At 34.0% G+C, this 23,454-nt stretch carries 22 protein-coding genes; 14 read left to right on the top strand and 8 right to left on the bottom strand.

Translation table 11 applies throughout. The features are described from left to right. The first annotated feature begins 39 nt into the window (after positions 1-39). The 8 genes from xrtF (at position 40) to QLS65_RS01410 (ending at position 7,140) form a co-directional block, all read left to right on the top strand. On the top strand, positions 40-588 hold the full coding sequence (xrtF, locus tag QLS65_RS01445) for an exosortase family protein XrtF (RefSeq protein ID WP_282714762.1): 549 nt from the start codon (positions 40-42) through the stop codon (positions 586-588). Further along, the gene (locus QLS65_RS01440; protein ID WP_282714760.1) at positions 566-1,009 is read left to right on the top strand and encodes an exosortase F system-associated membrane protein; all 444 of its coding nucleotides are present in this window, start codon (positions 566-568) and stop codon (positions 1,007-1,009) included. The genes xrtF and QLS65_RS01440 overlap by 23 nt, the downstream gene beginning before the upstream one ends. Before the next feature lie 57 nt (positions 1,010-1,066). Further along, the gene (locus tag QLS65_RS01435) at positions 1,067-1,897 is read left to right on the top strand and encodes an ATP cone domain-containing protein (RefSeq protein WP_282714758.1); all 831 of its coding nucleotides are present in this window, start codon (positions 1,067-1,069) and stop codon (positions 1,895-1,897) included. 37 nt (positions 1,898-1,934) lie between these two features. Further along, positions 1,935-3,290, top strand: coding sequence for an MBL fold metallo-hydrolase RNA specificity domain-containing protein (locus tag QLS65_RS01430; protein ID WP_282714756.1), 1,356 nt, complete (start codon positions 1,935-1,937; stop codon positions 3,288-3,290). 51 nt (positions 3,291-3,341) lie between these two features. Further along, entirely contained in the window at positions 3,342-3,743 is a 402-nt protein-coding gene (locus QLS65_RS01425) for an HYC_CC_PP family protein (RefSeq protein WP_282714755.1), read from the top strand. Between the two features lie 70 nt (positions 3,744-3,813). After that, the gene (locus QLS65_RS01420) at positions 3,814-5,826 is read left to right on the top strand and encodes a TonB-dependent receptor plug domain-containing protein (RefSeq protein ID WP_282714754.1); all 2,013 of its coding nucleotides are present in this window, start codon (positions 3,814-3,816) and stop codon (positions 5,824-5,826) included. A gap of 18 nt (positions 5,827-5,844) precedes the next feature. Then, positions 5,845-6,186 carry a heavy-metal-associated domain-containing protein gene (locus QLS65_RS01415; protein ID WP_282714753.1) on the top strand — a complete coding sequence of 114 codons (342 nt, stop codon included), beginning with the start codon at positions 5,845-5,847 and terminating at the stop codon, positions 6,184-6,186. A gap of 273 nt (positions 6,187-6,459) precedes the next feature. Next, entirely contained in the window at positions 6,460-7,140 is a 681-nt protein-coding gene (locus QLS65_RS01410; RefSeq protein WP_099714462.1) for a DedA family protein, read from the top strand. A gap of 77 nt (positions 7,141-7,217) precedes the next feature. On the opposite strand, the gene groL is transcribed toward QLS65_RS01410, so the two are convergent. The 8 genes from groL to miaB all read right to left on the bottom strand — a co-directional run bounded on the left by groL (position 7,218) and on the right by miaB (position 14,385). Beyond that, entirely contained in the window at positions 7,218-8,846 is a 1,629-nt protein-coding gene (groL, locus tag QLS65_RS01405; protein ID WP_099714464.1) for a chaperonin GroEL, read from the bottom strand. A 39-nt stretch (positions 8,847-8,885) separates the two neighbouring features. Further along, entirely contained in the window at positions 8,886-9,161 is a 276-nt protein-coding gene (locus QLS65_RS01400) for a co-chaperone GroES (protein ID WP_007137725.1), read from the bottom strand. A gap of 139 nt (positions 9,162-9,300) precedes the next feature. After that, complete coding sequence (gene secG, locus QLS65_RS01395) at positions 9,301-9,645, bottom strand: preprotein translocase subunit SecG (RefSeq protein WP_099714465.1); 345 nt, start codon at positions 9,643-9,645, stop codon at positions 9,301-9,303. Positions 9,646-9,648: 3 nt separating this feature from the next. Further along, positions 9,649-10,500 (bottom strand): tetratricopeptide repeat protein, encoded by an 852-nt coding sequence (locus tag QLS65_RS01390; protein WP_282714751.1) that lies wholly within the window; start codon positions 10,498-10,500, stop codon positions 9,649-9,651. A gap of 80 nt (positions 10,501-10,580) precedes the next feature. After that, the gene (locus QLS65_RS01385; RefSeq protein WP_282714749.1) at positions 10,581-11,084 is read right to left on the bottom strand and encodes an LptE family protein; all 504 of its coding nucleotides are present in this window, start codon (positions 11,082-11,084) and stop codon (positions 10,581-10,583) included. Positions 11,085-11,184: 100 nt separating this feature from the next. Continuing rightward, complete coding sequence (locus tag QLS65_RS01380; protein WP_282714747.1) at positions 11,185-12,441, bottom strand: sigma-54 interaction domain-containing protein; 1,257 nt, start codon at positions 12,439-12,441, stop codon at positions 11,185-11,187. Between the two features lie 49 nt (positions 12,442-12,490). Next, positions 12,491-12,868: a GxxExxY protein gene (locus QLS65_RS01375; protein WP_282714746.1), complete on the bottom strand. Its 378-nt coding sequence runs from the start codon at positions 12,866-12,868 to the stop codon at positions 12,491-12,493. 71 nt (positions 12,869-12,939) lie between these two features. Then, complete coding sequence (miaB, locus tag QLS65_RS01370; protein ID WP_282714744.1) at positions 12,940-14,385, bottom strand: tRNA (N6-isopentenyl adenosine(37)-C2)-methylthiotransferase MiaB; 1,446 nt, start codon at positions 14,383-14,385, stop codon at positions 12,940-12,942. A 394-nt stretch (positions 14,386-14,779) separates the two neighbouring features. Here miaB and topA point away from each other — a divergent pair, with 394 nt between their 5' ends. The 6 genes from topA (at position 14,780) to porN (ending at position 23,425) form a co-directional block, all read left to right on the top strand. Continuing rightward, entirely contained in the window at positions 14,780-17,299 is a 2,520-nt protein-coding gene (gene topA, locus QLS65_RS01365; protein ID WP_282714742.1) for a type I DNA topoisomerase, read from the top strand. Between the two features lie 73 nt (positions 17,300-17,372). Then, on the top strand, positions 17,373-18,524 hold the full coding sequence (locus tag QLS65_RS01360) for a formimidoylglutamase (protein WP_282714740.1): 1,152 nt from the start codon (positions 17,373-17,375) through the stop codon (positions 18,522-18,524). A 266-nt stretch (positions 18,525-18,790) separates the two neighbouring features. Then, entirely contained in the window at positions 18,791-20,200 is a 1,410-nt protein-coding gene (gene porK / locus QLS65_RS01355) for a T9SS ring complex lipoprotein PorK/GldK (RefSeq protein ID WP_282714738.1), read from the top strand. Between the two features lie 46 nt (positions 20,201-20,246). Next, positions 20,247-20,894 carry a type IX secretion system motor protein PorL/GldL gene (porL, locus tag QLS65_RS01350; RefSeq protein WP_282714737.1) on the top strand — a complete coding sequence of 216 codons (648 nt, stop codon included), beginning with the start codon at positions 20,247-20,249 and terminating at the stop codon, positions 20,892-20,894. Positions 20,895-20,939: 45 nt separating this feature from the next. After that, positions 20,940-22,481, top strand: coding sequence for a type IX secretion system motor protein PorM/GldM (gene porM / locus QLS65_RS01345; RefSeq protein WP_282710657.1), 1,542 nt, complete (start codon positions 20,940-20,942; stop codon positions 22,479-22,481). Between the two features lie 53 nt (positions 22,482-22,534). Beyond that, complete coding sequence (porN, locus tag QLS65_RS01340) at positions 22,535-23,425, top strand: type IX secretion system ring subunit PorN/GldN (RefSeq protein ID WP_282711266.1); 891 nt, start codon at positions 22,535-22,537, stop codon at positions 23,423-23,425. The last annotated feature ends 29 nt before the right edge of the window (positions 23,426-23,454 follow it).

The following is a 23,454-nucleotide window of genomic DNA, read 5'->3' as shown; positions in this document are numbered from 1 at the left end:
CAGTTTCAAAAATTACATAAATTTGTTAAAAAATAGATTTTGAAAAAATATTTTATTCTCTACAAACCGTTTTTGCTTTTTTTGGCAACCTTTTTTTCAAGTTATATAGCACTGACTTTTTTGTATCAGTGCTATCTTAATGGTTTTGAGGAAAATAAAATAGATTCTATTACCAGAATGGTGAGTGAAAATACGGAGCAAGTGTTGCAATTGTTCAATAATGGATCTTCAATTGAAGAAAGTGCTGCGCATCCTTATATGAAGCTGTTTTATAATCAAAAATATGTTGCCCGTATTGTAGAAGGCTGTAATGCAATTAGTGTAATTATTTTGTTTATTTCATTTGTATTAGCTTTTTCGGGGAAGCTACAAGCAACGCTGCTTTTTATCTTTGGCGGAAGCCTTCTTATTTATGTGTTGAATATTTTGAGAATAGCTGCTTTAAGTGCACTGATTTTTTATTTTCCAAAACAAGAGCCGTTTTTACACGGAGTCCTTTTTCCTTTGTATATTTATGGTGTAGTTTTTATTTTGTGGTTAATTTGGGTTCGTAAATTTTCAAGATATGCTTCAAAAGATATTAAATAACAAACTGAGATTTGTACAATTCCTTCTTTTGGTTGTATTATTAGTGGTTGTTCGTGCTTTTGAAAATCAGTTGTTTTATGATCCTTTTCTGGATTTTTTCAAAAAAGATTTTGCCAAGTTAAGGCTACCAAGTTTCAATTCAACTCAATTATTTTTAGGACTATTGTTCCGTTACACATTAAATACCGTTATTTCATTGGGTATTATTTATGTCATTTTCAAGGATGTCGCGATGGTTAAATTTGCCTTCGTCCTGTATTATTTTTTCTTCATGATTTTAATTGTTGCTTTTTTCTACATAGTCTACTTTGCGAATGAAAATAGTAATTGGGTCTTATTTTACGTTCGCAGGTTTTTGATTCAGCCTATTTTTGTCTTATTATTTGTTCCGGGATTTTATTATCAAAAACAAAATAAGTAGTCTTTTTTCTTTATCTTTATGTTGATTTAAGTGTTTGTTTATCAAATCAATAAGGATATGAAAATTGTCAAACATTCTGGGGATATTGTCGAATTTAATTCTGATAAACTTAAAAAGTCACTTTTAAAATCGGGAGCAAGTGCTATTGCGGTCGATGACATACTTTATGCTATAAAAAAACAAATGTATGAGGGTATTTCTACGAAACAAATCTACAAAATGGCTTTTTCATTATTGAAAAAAACGGCTAATTCCCATGCGGCACGTTATAATTTAAGAGAAGCAATACGACTGTTAGGTCCGGCAGGTTTCTTTTTCGAAAAATATATCGCCCGTCTTTTTGCTTCGGAACAGTATCAAACGGTAACAAATATAAGCTTGCAAGGTAAATGTGTGCTGCATGAAATTGATGTTTTAGTAAAGAAGAATGAGCAAATTTCAATGATTGAATGTAAATATCATGTGGGCAGGGAAGCTGCTTCTGATGTGAAAGTTCCCATGTATATTTTGTCTCGTTTCAATGATTTGAAGGAAAGACAGCATGCCATTTTTGAAAAAAAAGATAGTATTTCAAATTGTTGGATTGTCACAAATAACAGGTTTACGACTGATGCTGTCGATTTTGCAAAATGCTCCGGATTGAATTTATTAAGTTGGAATTATCCTGAAGACAATAATCTAAAAACAAAAAATGACACACATTATCTTTATCCGGTAACTTGCTTAACTACTTTATCAATAGCCGAAAAAGATAAGTTATTGATATTAGACGTGATTTTGGTAAAAGAAATAATAAACCATTCCGATTGTTTAGAAAAAATAGGATTGAGTCCAAACCGGATAAAAAACGTATTAAAAGAAGCAACGGAATTGTGCAGTTATATTTAAAATAATACAGGATTGTTTAATTTTAAATTCAAATCATATGAAAGTTAAATTTATTGGTGGAGCAGGTACAGTAACCGGTTCAAAAACATTAATTGAAAGTAATGGGATTCGGATTTTGATAGACTGTGGATTGTTTCAGGGCATCAAGCCTTTACGGGAACTCAATTGGGAACCTTTACCTATTTTACCAGCCACGATAGACTTTGTTTTGCTTACTCACGGCCATTTAGATCATTGCGGTTGGTTGCCAAGATTGGTAAATCAAGGTTTTGAAGGCAAAATTTATTGCACGAGTCCCACAAAAGACATTACTAAACTCATCCTGCTGGATAGTGCGAAAATTCAGGAAGAAGAAGCTAAAAATGCTAATGAAAGAAAATATTCCAAACATGAAATTGCCGAACCACTTTATACGGTAGAACAGGCTGAAAAAGTTTTTCCGTTTTTTAGAGTAATTAAAACCAATGAACCAGTTTCTTTGGATGCCCAAATTGAAGCTGTTTATACAAATGCTGGACATATTCTAGGTGCTTGCAGCATTGCGTTGACACTTGAAAATAAAACGTTGGTTTTTTCCGGAGACATTGGTCGCGATAATGATGTATTGATGTATCCGCCAACCAAACCTAAAAAAGCCGATTATGTTTTTCTCGAAAGCACCTATGGCAATCGACTGCATCCTCAAACAGATACTAAATTAGAATTGGAAACTTATATAAATAATACCGTTGAGAAAGGCGGAACCATCATTATTCCGAGTTTTGCCGTAGAGCGTGCCCAAACCATCATGTACTTATTGTGGCAACTCAGAGAGGAGGATAAAATCCCTAATATTCCATATATTATTGACACTCCAATGGGAATTAATGCACTGAATATTTTTTCGAATAATAAAAAATGGCACAAGCTATCGCTGGAGGAATGTGCCGAAATGAGTAAAATGTTTTCATTGGTTTCTGATTATCAAGAAACCATGCAGGTTATTTTTGATGAACAGCCTAAAGTGGTTATTGCTGCCAGCGGAATGGTAACTGGAGGAAGAGTATTGGGGTATCTCGAACATTATATTGGCCTTCCGGAAACTACCGTAATTATTGTGGGATATCAAGCCGAAGGAACACGTGGAAGAAAATTACTGGAAGGAGCAAAAGAAATTAAAATTCATGGTCGCTATTATCCTGTAAAAGCTAATATTTTGGAAATACAAGGTTTGTCAGCACATGGAGATCAAAAAGATTTGCTTAACTGGTTGTCAGAATTGGAAAATAAGCCTACACGAGTTTTTCTTGTGCATGGAGAAAATGAGCCTATGGATGAGCTTCGTATAAAAATTCATGAAAAATACGGTTTTGACTGTAAAATTCCTTTAATGGGACAAGAATTTGAGTTGTAAATTCTTTAGGAATTTAATTTTTTGATGTGATAAAATCACTAATTTTGTAAGGTGAAATTTAACAAACATATAAGTATACTTTTGGCTTTTTTCGTATTGGTTTCCAATATGGGATTAGCATTTAATGTTCGTTATTGTGGAAGTGAGATTACTTCGGTAACTCTTAAAACGCCAGTTCAGGACCAAAAATTAGAAAAGGATTGTTGTGGGGTTGTTGAAAAAGAATCACATTGTTGCAAAGACAAAGAGGTTAAATTTCAAAAGAAAACAGATGATTTAATTCAAAAAACAGTCTCTTTTCATCCTGATTTTATATTTCAAATGAATGAATGGAATGCTTCTGTGTTTTCATTTGTTTCAAATTTTAAAAATAGTCCATTTCTTTCGTATTACTGCGATGCAAATGCGCCTCCTTTTTTTAAATTATACCACCAATATATTTTCTACGCGTAGTTTTAATGTTTCTATAAAACTTGAATCACAGCTTTGTGATTTTACATTTTTCAAACATTAAAAATCAATCATGCAAAAACAAATTTCAATACTTTTATTGTTCTTCTTTTGCGCTTTTAATTCTTTTGCTCAAGATACTTTGCAGGAGATAAAAGTAAAAGGCAACAGTAAAAGTTTAAAAAAATCATATAGCTTAACGGCTAATACTACAGTACTGACAAGCAAAGAACTACTCAAAGCTGCTTGTTGTAATTTGGCAGAAAGTTTTGAAACCAATCCTTCAATCGACGTTAATTTTTCGGATGCTTTGACGGGAACGAAACAAATAAAAATGCTGGGATTAACGAGTCCTTATTTGATGATTACAGAGGAAAACATTCCTTCGGTGCGTGGTGCTTCTCAAGCCTACGGATTATCATTCACTCCGGGAACTTGGGTCGAAAGCATCCAAATCACCAAAGGAGCCGGAAGTGTAGTTAATGGTTTCGAAAGTATTTCGGGACAAATTAATACCGAATTGATAAAGCCCATCAGCGATATTCCATTTTTTCTGAATGCGTATGGTTCAACAGATTCCCGATTCGAATTAAACACGCATTTCAACAAGAAAATTTCTGAGAAATGGAGTAGCAGCTTGTTTGTTCACGGAAACACGAGGGTTTCAAAAAACGATATGAATGACGATGGTTTTCTGGACAATCCATTGGCAAAACAAATCAATGTTTTGAACCGTTGGCAATATACCAATGCCGAAAAAGGGTGGGTGAGTTTCATCAACTTCCGTTATATGAATGATCAAAAACAAACAGGAGAATTAAATTTTGACCCTGATAGAGATAAGGGGACAACGAATTATTGGGGCTCCGAAATCAATACGGAACGGCTTGATGTTTCCACTAAATTAGGGTATGTTTTTCCTGATATGCCGTATCAGAGTATTGGTTTTCAAAATGCTTTTAACAGTCATGATCAAAATTCTTATTTTGGGTTAAATCAATATAATATCAAACAAAAAAGTTATTATTCGAACCTGATTTTTAATTCGATTATCAATAATACGAAACATAAATTTTCAACGGGTCTGAACTTTACCTATGATAAATACGGCGAGTTTGTCAATGCAAATGATTACAGCAGGATTGATAATTCGGTTGGCGCTTTTTTCGAATATACATATGATAACACGGATAATTTTAGCGTAGTTCTTGGCGGTAGAATAGACAATCATAATCGTTTGGGGACTTTTGCTACGCCAAGATTGCACGTGAGATATAATCCTTGGGAGAAAGGTGTTTTGCGATTTTCAGCAGGAAGAGGGAAACGAAGCGCTAATGTTTTTGCCGAAAATCAACAGCTTTTGGCAAGTTCAAGAACCTTTGATTTTTTGGATACCAATGGAAAAATATACGGTTTGAATCCTGAAATTGCATGGAATTACGGGCTGAGTTTTATGCAGGGTTTTTTACTTTTTGGTAAGAACGCTGATGTTGGGTTTGATTTCTACAGAACCGATTTTCAAAATCAGGCAGTTGTTGATGTGATGCAAAGTCCGCAACAGGTTTTGTTTTACAACTTAATTGGGAAATCGTATGCTAATAGTTTGCAAGTAGAGTTTAATTATGAATTAGCCAAACATTTTAATTTGAGGACAGCCTACAAGTACTATGATATTCAAGCGGATTATTTGTCAGGAACGTATCAAAGGCCATTGCAGGCAAAACATCGTTTGTTTGGGAATTTAGGATATGAAACCCATATTTTGGATAAAGGAAAACAATGGAAGTTTGATTATACTTTCAATTGGCTCGGCAAACAACAATTGCCCAATACATCAACAAATCCTGAAGAAGATAGGCTGCCAGAATTTTCGCCATCATTTTCTGTGATGAATATACAAGTTACACGAACTTTTTCTTCTACTTTTGAAATCTATATTGGCGGAGAAAATATTGGAAATTACAAACAAGATAATGTTATTCTGGGTAATGAAAATCCATTTGGTCCTACTTTTGATGCATCAATAGTTTATGGTCCAGTTTTTGGACAAATGTATTATGCGGGTTTACGTTTTAAAATTAAATAGTCTTAAAAAAATTAAATTATGAAAAATATAATTGTAGTACTGTTACTGACATTTGTTGGATTTACAGTTCAGGCTCAAGAAGTGAAAAATAAAAATGCTAAAGTTGAATTTCATGTGAGCGGGAATTGTGAAATGTGTAAAAAGAGAATTGAAAAAGCGGCATTAAGTGTCTCGGGAGTGAAATTTGCCGATTGGCATATGGATTGTGGCACTTTATATTTGATTGCAAACGAACAGAAAACGGATGTTCTTACGATTCAAAAAGCGATTGCAAAAGTTGGTCACGATACAGATGAAGTCAAGGCATTAAAGGAAGATTATGAAAAGCTTCATACTTGTTGCCAATATGAACGAAAATAATTTTAAAGAAAACCAAAGTGAAAGCTTTGGTTTTTTTAATGCCATATTTTGAATGTTTTTTTGAATGAAATTATGGTGGTTAACTATAAAAAGCCATGTTTTTAAAGCGCTAGAATCCCGAATAAAAAAAACAATATTTGATTGTTGGCAATGGAAAGTTAATTCGGCTAATTTAAATAGTTAATAAAACTTTAAAATAGTAGCATAAATTGTGGTTAAGATATATTATCCGTACTTTCACGCACGAATAATTTTAGCATAAAACACCGTAGAATGAACGATTTTGATTGGAAGAATTTGATTGACCCGCTTTTTTATATTCATTTTGATGTTAATGGAATTAAATTGGGTATTTATATAGTTTTATTTATTGTTTTTGCAGAAACAGGTCTTTTTGCGGGGTTCTTTTTACCAGGAGATAGTTTGTTGTTTTTGGCAGGGATTTACAGCCGTGATTTAATAGAAAACATTTTATTCATTGAAAATGATTTTGCGAATGTTGTTCTTTTATCAACACTTGTGGCTTTAGCAGGTATCTTGGGTAATGTTGTTGGATATTGGTTTGGTTCAAAAAGCGGTTATTACTTGTATAATAAGGAAGATAGTTTTTGGTTTAAGAAAAAATATTTAGTTCAATCAAAAGATTTCTTTGAAAAATACGGAGGCAAAGCAATTATTTTTGCTCGATTCCTGCCAATATTTAGGACTTTTGCACCAATAGTAGCTGGAATTGTTTCTATGGACAAAAAGAAGTTTATGTTTTATAACATTTTAAGTTCTTTCATTTGGTCATTCACATTGATTTTCGCAGGACATTATTTATATGGTTTTCTACTTGAAAATTATCAAATTGATTTGAAAGAACACATCGAAATAATTGTTATAGCTTTAGTTGGGATTACTGTTTTACCGGTAATTTATAAGTTCAGCAGAAAGTCAAAAACTCAAGAATAATTAATAATTTTTTATCATAAAAAAAACCGTCTCAATTTTTATCGAGACGGTTTTTTATTTATAAGGGATTGATGGTATTACATCATTCCTGGCATACCTCCACCCATTGGGTTTCCACCGCCATTATCTTCTCTAATATCAATCAAAGCACATTCAGTAGTCAATATCATTCCGGCAACCGAAGCTGCGTTTTCTAACGCTACACGAGTTACTTTTTTAGGATCAATAATACCTGCTTTAAGCATGTCAACATATTCATCCGTTTTTGCGTTGTATCCAAAATCACCTTTTCCTTCAGCAACTTTTGCAACAACAACTGAACCTTCAAGACCTGCATTTTCAACAATAGTTCTCAATGGAGATTCCACTGCACGAGATACAATTTGAATTCCTGTTGCTTCATCAGCGTTGTCAGCTTTTAGAGTGCTTAATGCATTTTTAGCTCTCAATAAAGCAACACCACCACCGGCAACAATTCCTTCTTCAACAGCAGCACGCGTTGCGTGAAGTGCATCATCAACTCTATCTTTTTTCTCTTTCATTTCTACTTCAGAAGCAGCACCAACATAAAGTACAGCAACTCCTCCAGCTAATTTAGCCAAACGTTCTTGCAACTTTTCTTTGTCATAATCAGAAGTGGTAGCTTCCATTTGACCTTTGATTTGGTTGACACGATTCTTGATAATATCAGCTTCACCAGCACCGCTTACAATCGTTGTATTGTCTTTGTCGATAGTCACTTTCTTAGCAGTTCCTAACATTTCGATAGTTGTGTTCTCTAGAGTGTATCCTCTTTCTTCTGAGATTACAGTTCCACCAGTTAAGATTGCGATATCTTCCAACATAGCTTTTCTTCTGTCTCCAAAACCAGGTGCTTTTACAGCAGCGATTTTTAAGGCTCCACGTAATTTATTTACTACCAATGTAGATAATGCTTCACCATCAACATCTTCAGCAATAATCAATAATGGTTTTCCAGATTGAGCAACTGGTTCCAAAACTGGTAATAATTCTTTTAATGAAGAAACTTTTTTGTCATACAAAAGGATGTAAGGATTTTCCAATTCTACTTCCATTTTTTCTGAATTAGTCACAAAATAAGGAGAAAGATATCCTCTGTCAAATTGCATTCCTTCAACAACATCAACATAAGTATCAGTTCCTTTTGCCTCTTCAACAGTGATAACACCTTCTTTTCCAACTTTTGCGAAAGCAGTAGCGATTAACTCACCAATTACTTCGTCATTGTTAGCAGAAATTGAAGCAATTTGTTTGATTTTTTCAGAATCACTTCCTACTACTTTTGCTTGTTTCGCTAAGTCAGCTACAATAGCCTCAACCGCTTTGTCAATTCCGCGTTTCAAATCCATTGGATTTGCACCTGCAGCAACGTTTTTCAAACCTTCTTTTACGATAGCTTGTGCCAAAACAGTTGCAGTTGTAGTTCCGTCTCCAGCTAAATCATTAGTTTTTGACGCTACTTCTTTTACCATTTGAGCACCCATGTTTTCCAATGGATCTTTCAATTCAATTTCTTTTGCAACGGTAACACCATCTTTAGTAACATTTGGTCCACCAAAAGCTTTTCCAATAATTACATTACGACCTTTTGGTCCTAGAGTTACTTTTACTGCATTTGCCAATGCATCAACACCACGTTTTAAACCGTCACGTGCTTCAATATCAAATTTTATATCTTTTGCCATTTTAATTTTATTTGTTAATTCGTTTATTTGTTAATTCGATTATATTATTGCTAAAATATCGTCTTCACGCATGATCAAATAATCTTTTCCTTCTAGTTTTAATTCAGTTCCAGCGTATTTTCCGTAAAGCACAGAATCACCAATTTTCACAGTCATTGTGTGTTCTTTTGTTCCGTTTCCAACAGCAACAACAGTTCCTTTCTGTGGTTTTTCTTTTGCTGTATCTGGAATAAAAATTCCTGAAGCAGTTTTTGTTTCAGCTGCAACGGGTTCGATAAGAACTCTGTCTGAAAGTGGTTTAATGTTTAAAGCCATGATTGTATATTTTTTTAGTATTTATTTTTATTACGGTTAAAGAGATTTCAGAAATTGTGCCATCCTAATGAAACTGACATAATTTCTTATAAAAAATGCCAGCTTTGACAGGCTGGCATTTAGAATATGTTGTAATAATTTATTCTGCTGGATTTGTTGCAGCAGGAGTGTTTTGAGCAGGAGCTGCTGGCGTGTTTGTAGCTGGCGCTGCACTTCCTGTGTTTTCGATGATTTTAGAATCAGTATCACTTAATGTTCCTGTAAAGCTTAAGCTAGAAAGTAGTATAAGTGCAATTAGTATAGTTGCTAATGTCCATGTGCTTTTGTCTAAAAAATCAGTTGTTTTTTGTACTCCACCTAACATTTGAGAACCACCTATTGTAGATGATAATCCTCCACCTTTAGGGTTTTGAACCATGATAACTACGATTAATAGAAAACAAACTATAGTTATTAAAACTAAAAAAATTGAAAATGTGCTCATTGTTTAATTATTATTATGTTGTAAAATCTTAATATCCGATATGCGGTCTGCAAAGAAACTACTTTTTTCTGGATATTTCAAAATTAATATTTCATAAGCTTGAATCGCTTTTTGATATTTTTTTTGTTCTAAATATACTCTGGCCAAAGTCTCTGTCATCAAGAAAGAATTGTCGGCTGCATTTAAGTCAAAAGTAACAGTGGAAGCAACTCCATGTTTTACCGGAGAAATCTTTGGACTGGCTTCAATAAACTTATCGATTAATTCTAATTTCTTTCTTTTATCTTCATCTATTATAGGAAGTGGTAAATTAATAGCACTTTCTTTCTCTCTTTGGATAGGTTCAGTGCGGGAAAGTTGAAGCCATTCTTGAAAGGAATGTTGCTCGCTTTTAGAGAAATCTAAAGGTTTTCCAATTGCCAGTTTCTCTTCGGTAGTTTTTGAAGCATCATCAACATCGATAGCAGAAGCTTCTTTTATTGAAGTAAGTATGGATCTTTCTAAAGAATTTATTTTAGACTCCGTTTTTTCTTCAGTAACAATAATTTCACTGTCGACTACTTTTATGTCAAGAATTTCTAATGCTTTTTTATCGTAAAGACCTTTTTGAATCGAAGTGAACGTATCCGAAGTAATGAAGTCAAATAAAATAGATCGGTCAGTTGAATGTGCTGCAGTAACTTTTAAAGCAGTATTGTATTTAAAGCTATTTTGATTGTAAAGACCTTTTAATTGAATCGCTCGGGCACTTTGAAAATAAGGAAACTCAACGAGTACTTTTTCCAAAGCTTCCGTTTGCTTTTCATGAATAGCATCAGGTTTATTAATCAAATAAGTATAATCGGTTACGTTCATAAAGGGTATTCGTTTATTTGGTTATTCGTTTGCTTGTTCTTCGATTAACTGAATCAACAAATTATCGAATTTAAACCCATTTACCATTTTGCGAGTGACTCATTAAAGATGTCTTGTGTAATTCTTTCAAAAATTTCCTTTAAAGCACTGTTTAAAGTTGCTCCTGTCAATTGCTGTTCTGCAGGATAATCGTAGAAGAAAGTGAATGGTTTTTCAAAATCATCTGTTTCTTTTTTCTTATTAGTAAAACGAACATTCACTCGAATCGTTAATCGGTTCTGAGCTGCTCGCTGATCTGCAGTAGCTGTCATAGGACTTATTCTATAATCTACAATCTCTCCTTCGTAAGTCAAATCAGCACCATTTTTGACCAAGTTTAAATTGGTTTGATTTTGAATTAAATCCTGAAGTTCTAATGTAAATGTTCTGTCAATACCAGGCTCAATCAATTCAGCATTATTCTGAAAAAAGCCAACTTGAAATGTTTCGGCATCAATTTTACCCGTTCCGGTAAAGTTGTAAACCGAGCAACTATTGATGCTCATTATAATTATTGAAAGAAGAATTAGTTTTATATGTTTCATTTTCTGTTTTAAAAAATTGCTTCCCGGTTCGCTAAAGCTTGGGGCAAAGATATTCATTTTGAATTTAAGCATTGGTGTCTTCGTATTTTTTGGGTAAAAACTACAAGTCAAATTGCTTAATTTTTCTATATAAAGTCCTTTCAGAAATGCCTAGTTCATCTGCTGCAGCTTTTCGTTTTCCTTTATTTTTCTCTAATGATTTCTTAATCATTTCGATTTCTTTTTGTTCTAAACGCAACGTTTCTTCTTCTTCGATTGTTTCTGCAAAAAGATAATTATCATCATGCTCTTGATACAACTCTTCATTGTTTTTAGAAGTGATTAAGGCTGGTCTTGGTTCTTCTTCAAAATCTATTTCGCTATCATTTTCTTTCGAACCATATATTTTTTTTATCAAATGCTGATTGGTTTCCTGAACTTTAGACACGCCGTTTTGAATCAATTCCAAAGTTAATTTTTTCAAATCGTTCAAATCACTTTTCATATCAAAAAGTACTTTGTACAAAATTTCTCTTTCGGTACTAAAATCACTTTCGCTTTTCTTATCCTTTATCACAGATGGTAAATTGTTTCCCAGAACTGGCAGATATGATTGTAAAGTCACGGCTGAAATATCACGATTAGTTTCCAAAACAGAGATTTGTTCGGCTACATTTCGCAATTGACGAATATTACCGCTCCAACGAAACTTCTGCAATAATTGGATAGCGTTTTCGTCCAGTTTTAAAGGCGGCATTTTATATTTATGGGCAAAATCAGCAACGAATTTTCTGAATAACAAATGAATATCGTCTTTTCGATCGCGTAAAGGGGGCAAAGTAATATCCACCGTACTTAGACGATAATATAAATCCTCTCTGAATTTCCCTTTTTCGATAGCATCAAATAAATTGACATTGGTAGCGGCTACAATTCGTACATCTGTTTTTTGAACCTGAGAAGAACCTACTTTTATAAATTCGCCATTTTCAAGAACACGTAACAAACGCACTTGAGTAGTTAAAGGCAGTTCACCTACTTCGTCTAGGAAAATAGTTCCGCCGTCAGCTACTTCAAAATAACCTTCACGTGTATTGGTTGCGCCGGTAAAAGCACCTTTTTCATGACCAAAAAGTTCACTGTCAATCGTTCCTTCAGGTATGGCTCCGCAGTTTACGGCAATGTATTTTCCGTGTTTTCTGTGCGAAAGCGAATGGATAATTCTAGGAATATTCTCTTTTCCCACACCGCTTTCTCCCGCTACTAAAACGGTAATATCAGTTGGAGCTACCTGAATGGCTTTTTCTATCGCACGGTTGAGCTTCGGGTCATTCCCGATAATCTCAAATCGTTGTTTTATGTTTTGAACTGATTCCATATTTTTTTTCTCAACCACAAATTACACAAATTATCGCAAATTTATTATTTTAGGTATTTATTAATCTTTTGTGAACTAACGATTTGTTTTGGAAATTTGCTATTATTCCAATGGGAGTGTCGGCTAATTTCATATAATTTAATGTCTGTGCAAGATGATCATTACTGATTTCTTTTATTGATTTTACTTCTAGAATAATATCGCTATAAACCACAAAGTCGGCATAAAATTTATGAGGCAAAATAATTCCTTTGTATTCCACATTATACTCTTTTTCTCTTTCATATGGAATATTATGGTTTCTGAATTCTATTTCTAAAGCATCTTTATAAACAATTTCAAGTAAACCAGGTCCGAGTATTCTATGTACTTCCATACAAAGACCAACTATTTCGTAGTTTTCGTTTTTTTTTATAATAATACTCATTAGACTCAGTCATGTTAGATATTTTAATTGAATGAATTTGTGAAAATTTGCGAAATTTGTGGTAAAAAAAATCAATTCATCTCACTCAAACCAACTGCTGCTCCTTTCAAAGTTCCGCTGGTACAAGAAGTGATTTTCACATTCACAAAATCTCCAATCTTGTAGTCCTCCTTTGGGAAAACTACCGTAATACTTTGTGAATTTCTTCCTGAAAATTCTTCTGTCGATTTTTTTGAAACTTTCTCAACTAAAACTTCTACCGTTTGTCCAATGAATTCCTCAGAGCGGAACCAAGCGTGTTTTTGTTGTAAATCGACAATTTCCTGTAATCTTCTTGCTTTCGTTTCTTCGGTAACGTCATCCTCCATTTTTCTTCCTGCCAATGTTCCCGGACGTTCGGAATACGAATACATATAACCAAAATTATACTTCACATATTCCATCAAACTCAAAGTGTCTTGATGATCTTCTTCGGTTTCTGTAGGGAAACCAGCAATCATATCCTGTGAAATCGAACTGTTTGGAATAATAGTTCTGATTTTGTCAATCAAAGTCATGTATTCTTCACGCGTGTGCAAGCGGTTCATTTCTTTCAAAATTCTATTGCTTCCGGACTGCACCGGCAAGTGAATGTGTTTGCAAATATTAGGATGTTTTGCAATAACGTGCAAAACACTTTCGTGCATATCTTGTGGATTAGAGGTCGAAAATCGGATTCTCATTTTAGGAAAACCAACAGCTACCATTTCCAGTAATTGGTCAAAATCAACTGCCGTAGCTTTTTGCATTTCGGTAGCATTTTCAAAATCTTTCTTCAATCCGCCACCGTACCAAAGGAAACTATCCACATTTTGTCCCAAAAGTGTAATTTCTTTAAACCCTTTGTCCCACAAATCTTGAATTTCCTTCATGATACTTTGAGGCTCACGACTGCGCTCACGTCCACGGGTAAAAGGCACCACGCAAAACGTACACATATTGTCGCAACCACGAGTAATTGAAACCAAAGCGGTAATTCCGTTACTCATCAATCGAACCGGCGAAATATCACCATAGGTTTCGTCTTTCGACAAAATCACGTTAATCGCATCACGACCTTCTTCTACTTCCAGTAAAAGGTTTGGTAAATCTTTATAGGCATCAGGACCCACAACAAGATCAACGATTTTTTCTTCTTCAAGGAATTGACTTTTCAATCGTTCCGCCATACAGCCTAAAACGCCCACTTTCATTTTTGGATTAATACGTTTTACAGCATTATATTTTTCCAAACGTTTACGAATAGTTTGCTCCGCTTTGTCCCGAATGGAACAAGTATTGACCAAAACTAAATCAGCTTCTTCCAGAACTTGCGTTGTATTGTATCCGTTTCCGGATAGAATAGAAGCTACAATTTCACTGTCCGAAAAATTCATCGCACAACCGTAACTTTCTATAAATAGTTTTTTTGTATTCTCAGGTTTATTCTCCAGAACAAGACTTTCACCTTGCTTACTTTCTTCAATAATCTTTTCCATCATGTATTTTCAAAGCACAAAGATAACGCAATTCAAATAAATATGACAAGATGTCAGATTAAGAATTAACACTATTTTAAGGCATTTTTTCTGGGGAGCTATTTACTTCGTCAGTTCGCTTTGCTCGTGTCCCGCTTTCCGTTACAATCCCGACCCTTCTGGACTCACAAAAAAAGTAAAGTTTCCAAAGTCCTGAAAAGAGCTTCCGTTGGTCGCTTTTTTAGAACAAGAAACTTTTACTTTTTTGCTCCGGGCTTTTCACTATAATCGAGGCTAAAAAACAGTCGAGTATGGCAATAACTTAACTATTAATGATTGTGAAATAATTCAAAAATAAAATCTAAAGCCCAATATTTAAAAAAATTAGATACTTTTGTCCCAGAAAAATAGAGCAATGGCAAAGAATTTAGTTATAGTTGAGTCCCCTGCAAAGGCAAAAACAATCGAGAAATTTCTAGGAAGTGATTTTCAAGTAGAGTCCAGTTATGGGCATATTGCTGACTTACCTTCCAAAGAAATTGGTGTAGATGTGGAAAATGGTTTTAAACCAAAATACGAAGTTTCTGCCGATAAAAAAGCGTTGGTCACTAAATTAAAAGGATTAGCAAAAAAAGCCGAAATGGTTTGGTTAGCAAGTGATGAGGATCGCGAGGGTGAGGCTATTTCTTGGCATTTAGCCGAAGAATTAAAATTAGACAAAACCAAAACTAAGCGAATTGTTTTTCACGAAATTACTAAAACTGCGATTCTAAAAGCAATTGATAATCCACGAGAAATCGATTATAATTTAGTTAATGCACAACAAGCACGTCGTGTTTTGGACAGATTAGTTGGTTATGAATTGTCGCCTGTACTTTGGAGAAAAATTAAAGGGGGACTTTCTGCGGGTCGTGTACAATCAGTGTCTGTTCGTTTGATTGTAGAGCGTGAAAGAGAAATTCAGAATTTTAAAGCCATTGCAACATATTCTGTTGTGGCTGAATTTACTAACGAATCTGGAAAAACATTCAAAGCCAAACTGCCTAAAAATTTCAATACTAAAAAAGAAGCCGAAGATTTTTTAAATAAAAATATAGGTTCTACATATAAGGTAGCCGATTTAGAAACGAAGCCTACCAAAAAATCACCAACTGGACCTTTTACCACTTCGACTTTGCAACAAGAAGCCGCCCGTAAATTGTATTTGCCTGTTGGAATTACCATGCAACTCGCACAGCGTTTGTACGAAGCCGGACTTATCACTTATATGAGAACGGATAGTGTGAACTTATCTAAAGATGCAATGGAAGCTGCTGAAGCTGAAATCATCAAGTCCTACGGAAAAGAATTCTCTAAACCTCGAACTTTTGTCAATAAAAGTAAAGGGGCACAGGAGGCGCACGAGGCGATTCGTCCTACGGATATGTCAAGACATACGGTAGATATCGACAGAGATCAAGCGCGTTTGTATGATTTGATTTGGAAAAGAACATTGGCTTCGCAAATGAGTGATGCACAATTAGAACGTACTAACGTGAAAATTGAAGCAAATAATCACGGTGAAATATTCACGGCATCTGGAGAAGTTTTGCTTTTTGAAGGTTTCTTGAAAGTATACTTAGAAGGTCATGACGACGATGAAGAGGAGCAAGAAGGAATGTTGCCTGCCATGAAAGTCAACGAAAAATTACAAAACAATTATATCTCAGCAACCGAAAGATATTCTAGACCACCAGCAAGATATACGGAAGCTTCTTTGGTAAAAAAATTAGAGGAATTGGGAATTGGTCGTCCTTCTACTTATGCGCCAACAATTTCTACCATTATCAACAGAAATTATGTAGAGAAAGGAAATCTTGACGGTCAGGAACGTAATTATACGCAATTGACTTTACAATCCGGGAAAGTAGGAGAGAAGTTACTGAAAGAAAATACAGGTTCTGATAAAGGGAAATTAGTTCCTACAGATATTGGAACTATTGTTACCGATTTCTTGGTTAAGAATTTTGGAAACATTTTAGATTATAATTTCACTGCAAAAGTGGAACAGGATTTTGATGAAATTGCAGAAGGAAATATCGTTTGGACAAAAATGATGCAAGAGTTCTACGATAAATTTCACCCAACTGTGAAAGATGTAGAAGCGAATGCAGATAGAGAAAGCGGTGAAAGAATTCTGGGAACTGATCCAAAAACAGGGAAACCAGTTTCGGTGCGTTTAGGGAAATTTGGGCCAATGGCTCAAATTGGAGCTGCTGATGATGAAGAGAAAAAATTTGCCAGTTTAATGGCAGATCAAAATATTGGAAACATCACTTTAGAGGAAACTTTGAATTTATTCTTGTTGCCAAAAAATCTTGGAGAATATAATGGAGAAGAAGTTGAGGTGAGTAATGGTCGTTATGGTCCATATATTCGTCACGGAGCCGCTTTTGTTTCGTTGCCAAAAGGAGAAAATCCTCTAGATGTAGATTTTGAAAGAGCTCAGGAATTAATTGATGAAAAAGCCGCCGCCGATGCGCCAATAGCAGTTTATAAAGGAGAAGGTGTACAGAAAGGTGTGGGTCGTTTTGGTCCTTTTATCAAATGGAACGGTTTGTTTATTAATGTGAGTAAAAAGTATAACTTTGATAATCTTTCTCAATCGGATATTGAAGCCTTGATTGAAGATAAATTGCAAAAGAATATTGATAAGGTTTTGCATAATTGGGAAGAAGAAGGAATTTTAGTTGAAAAAGCCCGTTGGGGACGTTCGGTAATTACTAAAGGTAAAATTAAAATTGAATTAAGTAAAGATGTTGATGCCACAAAATTGACATTAGCCGAAGTTCAGGAAATGATTGCCAAGAAAACACCAGCAAAAAAAGCACCGGCAAAGAAAGCAACAGCGACAAAAAAACCAGCAGCTAAGAAAGCAGCTGTTAAGAAGAAATAAGTATAAACACATTCCATTCTTACCTTCCCTCTCCTAATGAAGAGGGTCGGGGAGAGGAAAAAAAAGAAATAAAATGGAATTTGATTTTCTGAAACCCGTAGATGATGAAATCCTTGCTTATATAAACGGATTGACTTCTCAGCAATTGGGAAGTAAAATTGTGCTGCATACAGAAAAACAGTTTCCGGATTTAAATAAGATTAAAATTGCTGTAATAGGCGTTTTAGAAAATCGAGGAGACAAAAAAGCTGTTTCGGATGTAGATTTAATACCACTTAGAAAAGAGCTTTACGGATTGTTTCCAGGAAATTGGGATGCTTCTATTGCTGATTTAGGCGATATTCTGGCAGGAAATTCTGCTGAAGACACTTATTTTGCCTTAAAAAAAGTGGTTGCAAGCTTAATCAAGAAAAAAATAACTCCTATAGTTATTGGTGGTTCTCAAGATTTGACGTACGCGCTCTACAGAGCTTACGATGATTTGGAACAAATGGTCAATTTAGTGTCCATTGATAATAAATTTGATTTTGGTAAGGACGAAGAAGAAGTTTCAGCATCTTCTTATTTAACAAAAATAGTTGTAGACGAACCTAATAATCTTTTCAATTACTGTAATATTGGGTATCAAACGTATTTTAATTCGCAGGAAGAAATAGATTTGATAGAAAAGCTATTTTTTGATGCCTATAGATTAGGAGAAGTTTCTAATAATATTTCTATTTCGGAGCCTGTTTTTAGAGATGCCGATTTAGTGAGTGTCGATTTGAATTCAGTTAAATCATCTGATTCAGGAAATTTTATTTCGTTTGCACCAAATGGTTTTAATGGAAAAGAGATTTGTTCTTTGTCACGATATGCCGGAATAAGTGATAAAGTATCGTCATTTGGAATATTCAATCATAATAATTCGACACAAGAATCGGTCATCATAGCGCAGATCATTTGGTATTTCATAGAAGGGTTTCATTATCGTTCTAATGAGTATCCTTTTGGTAGCAAAGAAAATTATTTAAAATATATTGTTCCGTTAGAAGAAGAGGAACTTGTTTTTTATAAAAGTGATAAAACGGATCGATGGTGGATAGAAATTCCATTTATTTCAAATGTTAATAATAAACTAAAAAGAAATACGTTATTACCATGTTCCTATGAAGAATATTTATTGGCATGCAACCAAGAATTGCCTGAAAGATGGTGGAAAGCACAACGAAAGAATATTTTGTAATTTTTATTTTACATTTGCATTCTATCTTTGAAAATTGTTCAAAAAATAATGGCTTTTATAAGCTTAACATTATAAAACATCTAAAAAAATCAATTTTTATGTATTTTATCGATTATTTTTGCATTTTATCGACAAAATATTTTTTTTGTATTTTATTTAACATTATTTTTGAGCTCAAATTAATTTCATAACAAAAATATTGTTTTATTAATAAATAATAAATAGGTTTACACACTTAAAAATAATGAATAGATAACCAAATTTATATGAAGAAGTTCATTGCATATACGTCAATTTTGGCCCTTTTAATCGGCTGTGGTAAATCAAGCGATAAAGGAGAGTTAGTTGGTATTAATGGAGGTAAATGGCATCCTGAAAAGCCTTATGGAATGGCTTTGATTCCTGGTGGTGCTTTTATTATGGGTAAATCAGATGGTGATTTAGCTAATGTGGAAGATGCTCCTACAAAAACTGTTACTGTTCGTTCATTTTATATGGATGAAACGGAAATTACCAATAGTGAATACCGTCAATTTGTAGAATGGGTAAAAGATTCTACTATGAGAGTTAGATTAGCTATTCTTGCTGATATGAGTGGGCAAACTCCTGGTACAGGAGATCCAAAGGGTAAAGGTAAAAATGCCGGAAGTATAGCTGATTTTGCTTTTAATGATTCAGATCCTGAAAAGATGACAGCTTATGATAAATACATGTATGATAATTATTATAGTGTAGGAACTGCAGATGATCCTTATGCAGGAAGAAAATTGAACAAAAAAGTGAAACTAATCAAAGATACTAAGTTGTATCCTGATGAATATTACGCCGAAGTAATGGATTCAATGTATTTGCCAATAGAGGCTTCATACAATGGATTAAGAACTATCGATGTAAATAAATTAAAATTCCGTTACTCTTGGATGGACATCCAGGCAGCTGCAAAAGCTAAAGTAGGAAATAGAAAAAATTTCATCAGAACTGAAGAAGTGAAAGTATATCCTGACACAACGGTTTGGATTAAAGATTATGCTTATTCTTATAATGAGCCAATGCACAATGATTATTTCTGGCATAAAGCTTACGGAGATTATCCAGTTGTAGGAGTTAAATGGACTCAGGCAAAAGCTTTTTGTGCTTGGAGAACTTTAAATAAAAATACCTACATAAAATCTAAAAAGAAAGGTCACGATTTAATAAACTCATTCAGATTGCCAACAGAAGCAGAATGGGAATATTCAGCAAGAGGCGGTTTAGAGTCCGCTACTTATCCTTGGGGTGGTCCCTACACTAAAAATGACAGAGGTTGTTTCTTGGCGAATTTTAAACCTAACAGAGGTGATTATGCGGCTGATGAAGCTTTGTATACTGTAGAAGCAAAATCATATGAGCCAAATGGTTATAATCTTTATAACATGGCCGGAAACGTTTCTGAGTGGACTGATTCATCTTATGATCCAAATGCTTATGAATATGTTTCTTCAATGAACCCTAATGTTCAGGATTATAAAAATCAAAGAAAAGTGGTTCGTGGTGGTTCATGGAAAGATGTTGCTTACTTCCTTCAAGTGAGTACTCGTGATCATGAATATGCAGATTCTGCCAGAAGTTATATTGGTTTTAGAACTGTTCAAGATTATATGGGACTTCAAACCACTGGTAATGTAAAAAAGAAATAAATAAAAGAAACCAAATCTATATCTATTAAATTAAAAAAAAACTATTATGGCATTATTAGGGAAAAAAGCAATGAATTTTGCATACGGTATGGGAGCAGCAGTTGTTATCATTGGCGCTCTTTTTAAAATTACTCATTTTGAATTGGGTCCATTAACAGGTACTTTGATGCTTTCAATAGGTTTATTAACAGAGGCTTTTATTTTTGCACTTTCTGCTTTTGAACCAGTTGATAATGAACTAGATTGGACATTAGTTTATCCAGAGTTGGCAAATGGAGTAAAAGCAGAACCAAAGAAAAAAGTTGAAGCTCCTGCTGATACTCAAGGATTGTTGTCTCAAAAATTGGACGCAATGTTAAAAGACGCCAAAATTGACGGAGAATTAATGGCAAGCTTAGGTAATAGTATCAAAAATTTTGAATCAGCTGCTAAAGGTATTGCTCCTACAGTAGATTCTATTTCTGCAACAAAAAAATACAGTGAGGAATTATCTATGGCTGCGGCACAGATGGAATCTTTAAACAGCTTATACAAAGTGCAATTAGAAAGTGCTTCAAGAAATGCTGAAGCAAATAAAGAAATTGCTGAAAATGCAGGAAAATTGAAAGAACAGATGCAATCTATGACTGCTAATATTGCTTCATTGAACAATGTTTATGGCGGTATGCTTTCTGCAATGGGTAATAAAGGATAATTAGTTTCAAACGATATAAAAACAACAAACTAATTAGTAGAAAATATGGCAGGAGGAAAACTAACCCCTAGACAGAAGATGATTAACCTAATGTACTTGGTTTTTATCGCTATGTTGGCAATGAATGTTTCAAAAGAAGTGATATCAGGTTTCGGATTAATGAATGAAAAATTTGAAAGTACTAATGTAAATTCAAAACAAACTAATGAGCAAATGCTAGTTGCTTTAGATACTAAAGCAGCTGAAGCTAAAGGTGAATTCGCAATAGCAGCACAAACGGCTCACAATGTTAAAATTATAACTGATAATTTCTATAATTATATCGCTTCTTTGAAAGAGCAAGCGACAAAAGGGTATGAAGTTGATCCAGAAACTGGAAAACTACCTTATGAAGAAATGGATAAAGGGGACAATATCGACGATTGGTTCACTGGAGAAGGTTATGGTAAAAAAGGGAATGAAATTATTGCAACTATCACTAAATACAAAGCAGACATGAAAGTTGCTTTAGGAACAGATAAAAAATATGGTTCAGTTATCAGTGAAATTGAAAGTAAGTTCGACATTTCCGATGTTAAAAATAAAGAAGGTTTAAAAGATAAATTTTTGTCTTATCACTTCAAAGGATTTCCTGCTATTGCATCAGTAGCAAAACTTTCTACTTGGCAAAATGATATTAATAAAGCAGAATCAGATGTTTATAGTATTGCTTTAGGAAAAGCGGCAGTTGAAACTGCTTCATATAGTAATTACCAAGCAATTGTAGTTTTAGATAAAAATGCTTATTTCCAAGGAGAACAGGTTACAGGAAAAGTTGTTTTAGGACGTTATGACGAAAATACGAAACCAAAAAGTGTGACAGGAGCAAGATTAGATCCTGCAACAGGACAGGCGAAAATTGCTTTAACTGCTGGAGGAGTAGGGGAACAAACAATTGGAGGTCAATTTACTTTTGTTGAAGATGGAAAAACAATTCCGTTAAAGTTTTCTGGGAAATACGTTGTAGTTCCAAGACCAAATTCTGCTACAATTTCTGCTGATAAAATGAATGTAGTATATAGAGGAGTTGTAAATCCAATATCTATTTCATTTGCAGGAATTTCAGATAAAGATGTTAATGCATCTGCTGCAGGTTTGACTAAAGTTGGAAATGGGAAATATAATATGAGCCCTCAAGGAGGAAATGAGGTTGTCATTAATGTTACAGGAAAAATGGCAGACGGGAAAGTCGCTTCTGATAAAAAAGTATTTAGAGTCAAAGGAATTCCCGGACCAACAGGAACTATTAGAGGAGAGTCAGGTGTAGTAAAAGGACCTAAATCAAACCTTGAAATTGCTACTATTGGAGCTAAATTGGAAGATTTTGATTTTGAAGTTGGTTTAAATGTTGTTGGATTTAATCTTAAAGTGACTGGACAGCCTACTGTAGTTGTTCAAGGAAATAGATTGAATGCACAATGTAAAGCCGTTCTCTCTAAAGCAGGAAGAGGGGATCAAGTTACTATTTCTGAAATAAAAACAAAACTTGTAGGTGCAGGTAGCTATTTATTGCCAAGAACTGCTCCAGTAATTTTTGAAATACAATAAATAATAAGTAAGTTTATATTTGACCTACTTCAATATCTTATTATGATACCATGATGAATGTAAGAAATTTTTTAATCGCTATTGTTTCTATTACGGGAAGTTTCGCTTCTTTTGGACAGTCTAATTTGCTTAATGCAAAAACTCCTGACCAAATAGGACTTAAAACTGCGGCACAGCTCATTTCAGACAATGATAAACCATTAGTCTATGGTTATGTGCATGATAGAGATGTTTTAATGGGTAAGACTACATGGGAAATTATTGACTTAAGTGAAAAAATTAATTTTGCTTTGTATTTTCCTATTGATACTTCAAATATTGGTTCTGATAGAAGGTCTTTGTATGATGTACTTACCAAAGCTTTGAAAAATGGTAAAATTACTGAGGTGTATACCGATAGTTATTTTAATACCAAAAAATCGTTGCAAGACATTCAAACTTCATTGACTCGTATAGATACTACTGACGCAGGTAGAGAACAAATTAATGCGGGAAGTCAAATATCTAGTGAGTATATTTTAAGACAAGACTTAGCTGCTCAGGATGTAACCCAATATAAAATTAAAGGATACTGGTATTTTGACAAACGTCAGAGTGAATTGAAGTATCGTTTATTGGGAATTTGTCCAGTAACTCCGGATGTTTATACAATGAACAGTGATGAAAAGGATTATATCGAATTGTTCTGGGTATTCTTCCCGGCTGCAAGAGATGTTTTGCATGAAGCAAAAGCGTTCAATGATAAAAATTCAGCGATGCCAGTTTCATTTGATCAAATATTAAACTCGAGGCGTTTTAATAGTGTCATTTACAAAGAAGAAAATGTATACGGCGATAGAACTATTGAAGAATACATGAAAGATAACGCTCAAAATCAATTATTAGAATCGGAAAGAGTAAAAGAAAAAATTCGCAATTTCGAACAAGATATGTGGAATTATTAATACTGGTTTTAAAGTATATTAAAAAACTC

Source organism: Flavobacterium algoritolerans (assembly GCF_030010385.1).
GTDB lineage: Bacteria > Bacteroidota > Bacteroidia > Flavobacteriales > Flavobacteriaceae > Flavobacterium > Flavobacterium algoritolerans.
Note: the sequence above shows the minus strand (reverse complement) of the source record. Positions and strands in the feature narration are given on the sequence as shown.

What these genes read in the sequence shown, in the direction of transcription:
- porN (WP_282711266.1), top strand. Translation starts at nt 22,535, where the DNA reads ATGAATGTAAGAAATTTTTTAATCGCTATTGTTTCTATTACGGGAAGT.
- QLS65_RS01430 (WP_282714756.1), top strand. Translation starts at nt 1,935, where the DNA reads ATGAAAGTTAAATTTATTGGTGGAGCAGGTACAGTAACCGGTTCAAAA.
- QLS65_RS01440 (WP_282714760.1), top strand. Translation starts at nt 566, where the DNA reads ATGCTTCAAAAGATATTAAATAACAAACTGAGATTTGTACAATTCCTT.
- QLS65_RS01380 (WP_282714747.1), bottom strand. Translation starts at nt 12,441, where the DNA reads ATGGAATCAGTTCAAAACATAAAACAACGATTTGAGATTATCGGGAAT.
- porL (WP_282714737.1), top strand. Translation starts at nt 20,247, where the DNA reads ATGGCATTATTAGGGAAAAAAGCAATGAATTTTGCATACGGTATGGGA.
- secG (WP_099714465.1), bottom strand. Translation starts at nt 9,645, where the DNA reads ATGAGCACATTTTCAATTTTTTTAGTTTTAATAACTATAGTTTGTTTT.
- QLS65_RS01360 (WP_282714740.1), top strand. Translation starts at nt 17,373, where the DNA reads ATGGAATTTGATTTTCTGAAACCCGTAGATGATGAAATCCTTGCTTAT.
- QLS65_RS01435 (WP_282714758.1), top strand. Translation starts at nt 1,067, where the DNA reads ATGAAAATTGTCAAACATTCTGGGGATATTGTCGAATTTAATTCTGAT.
- QLS65_RS01420 (WP_282714754.1), top strand. Translation starts at nt 3,814, where the DNA reads ATGCAAAAACAAATTTCAATACTTTTATTGTTCTTCTTTTGCGCTTTT.
- topA (WP_282714742.1), top strand. Translation starts at nt 14,780, where the DNA reads ATGGCAAAGAATTTAGTTATAGTTGAGTCCCCTGCAAAGGCAAAAACA.
- porM (WP_282710657.1), top strand. Translation starts at nt 20,940, where the DNA reads ATGGCAGGAGGAAAACTAACCCCTAGACAGAAGATGATTAACCTAATG.
- groL (WP_099714464.1), bottom strand. Translation starts at nt 8,846, where the DNA reads ATGGCAAAAGATATAAAATTTGATATTGAAGCACGTGACGGTTTAAAA.
- QLS65_RS01390 (WP_282714751.1), bottom strand. Translation starts at nt 10,500, where the DNA reads ATGAACGTAACCGATTATACTTATTTGATTAATAAACCTGATGCTATT.
- QLS65_RS01400 (WP_007137725.1), bottom strand. Translation starts at nt 9,161, where the DNA reads ATGGCTTTAAACATTAAACCACTTTCAGACAGAGTTCTTATCGAACCC.
- QLS65_RS01385 (WP_282714749.1), bottom strand. Translation starts at nt 11,084, where the DNA reads ATGAAACATATAAAACTAATTCTTCTTTCAATAATTATAATGAGCATC.
- miaB (WP_282714744.1), bottom strand. Translation starts at nt 14,385, where the DNA reads ATGGAAAAGATTATTGAAGAAAGTAAGCAAGGTGAAAGTCTTGTTCTG.
- QLS65_RS01410 (WP_099714462.1), top strand. Translation starts at nt 6,460, where the DNA reads ATGAACGATTTTGATTGGAAGAATTTGATTGACCCGCTTTTTTATATT.
- porK (WP_282714738.1), top strand. Translation starts at nt 18,791, where the DNA reads ATGAAGAAGTTCATTGCATATACGTCAATTTTGGCCCTTTTAATCGGC.
- QLS65_RS01415 (WP_282714753.1), top strand. Translation starts at nt 5,845, where the DNA reads ATGAAAAATATAATTGTAGTACTGTTACTGACATTTGTTGGATTTACA.
- QLS65_RS01375 (WP_282714746.1), bottom strand. Translation starts at nt 12,868, where the DNA reads ATGAGTATTATTATAAAAAAAAACGAAAACTACGAAATAGTTGGTCTT.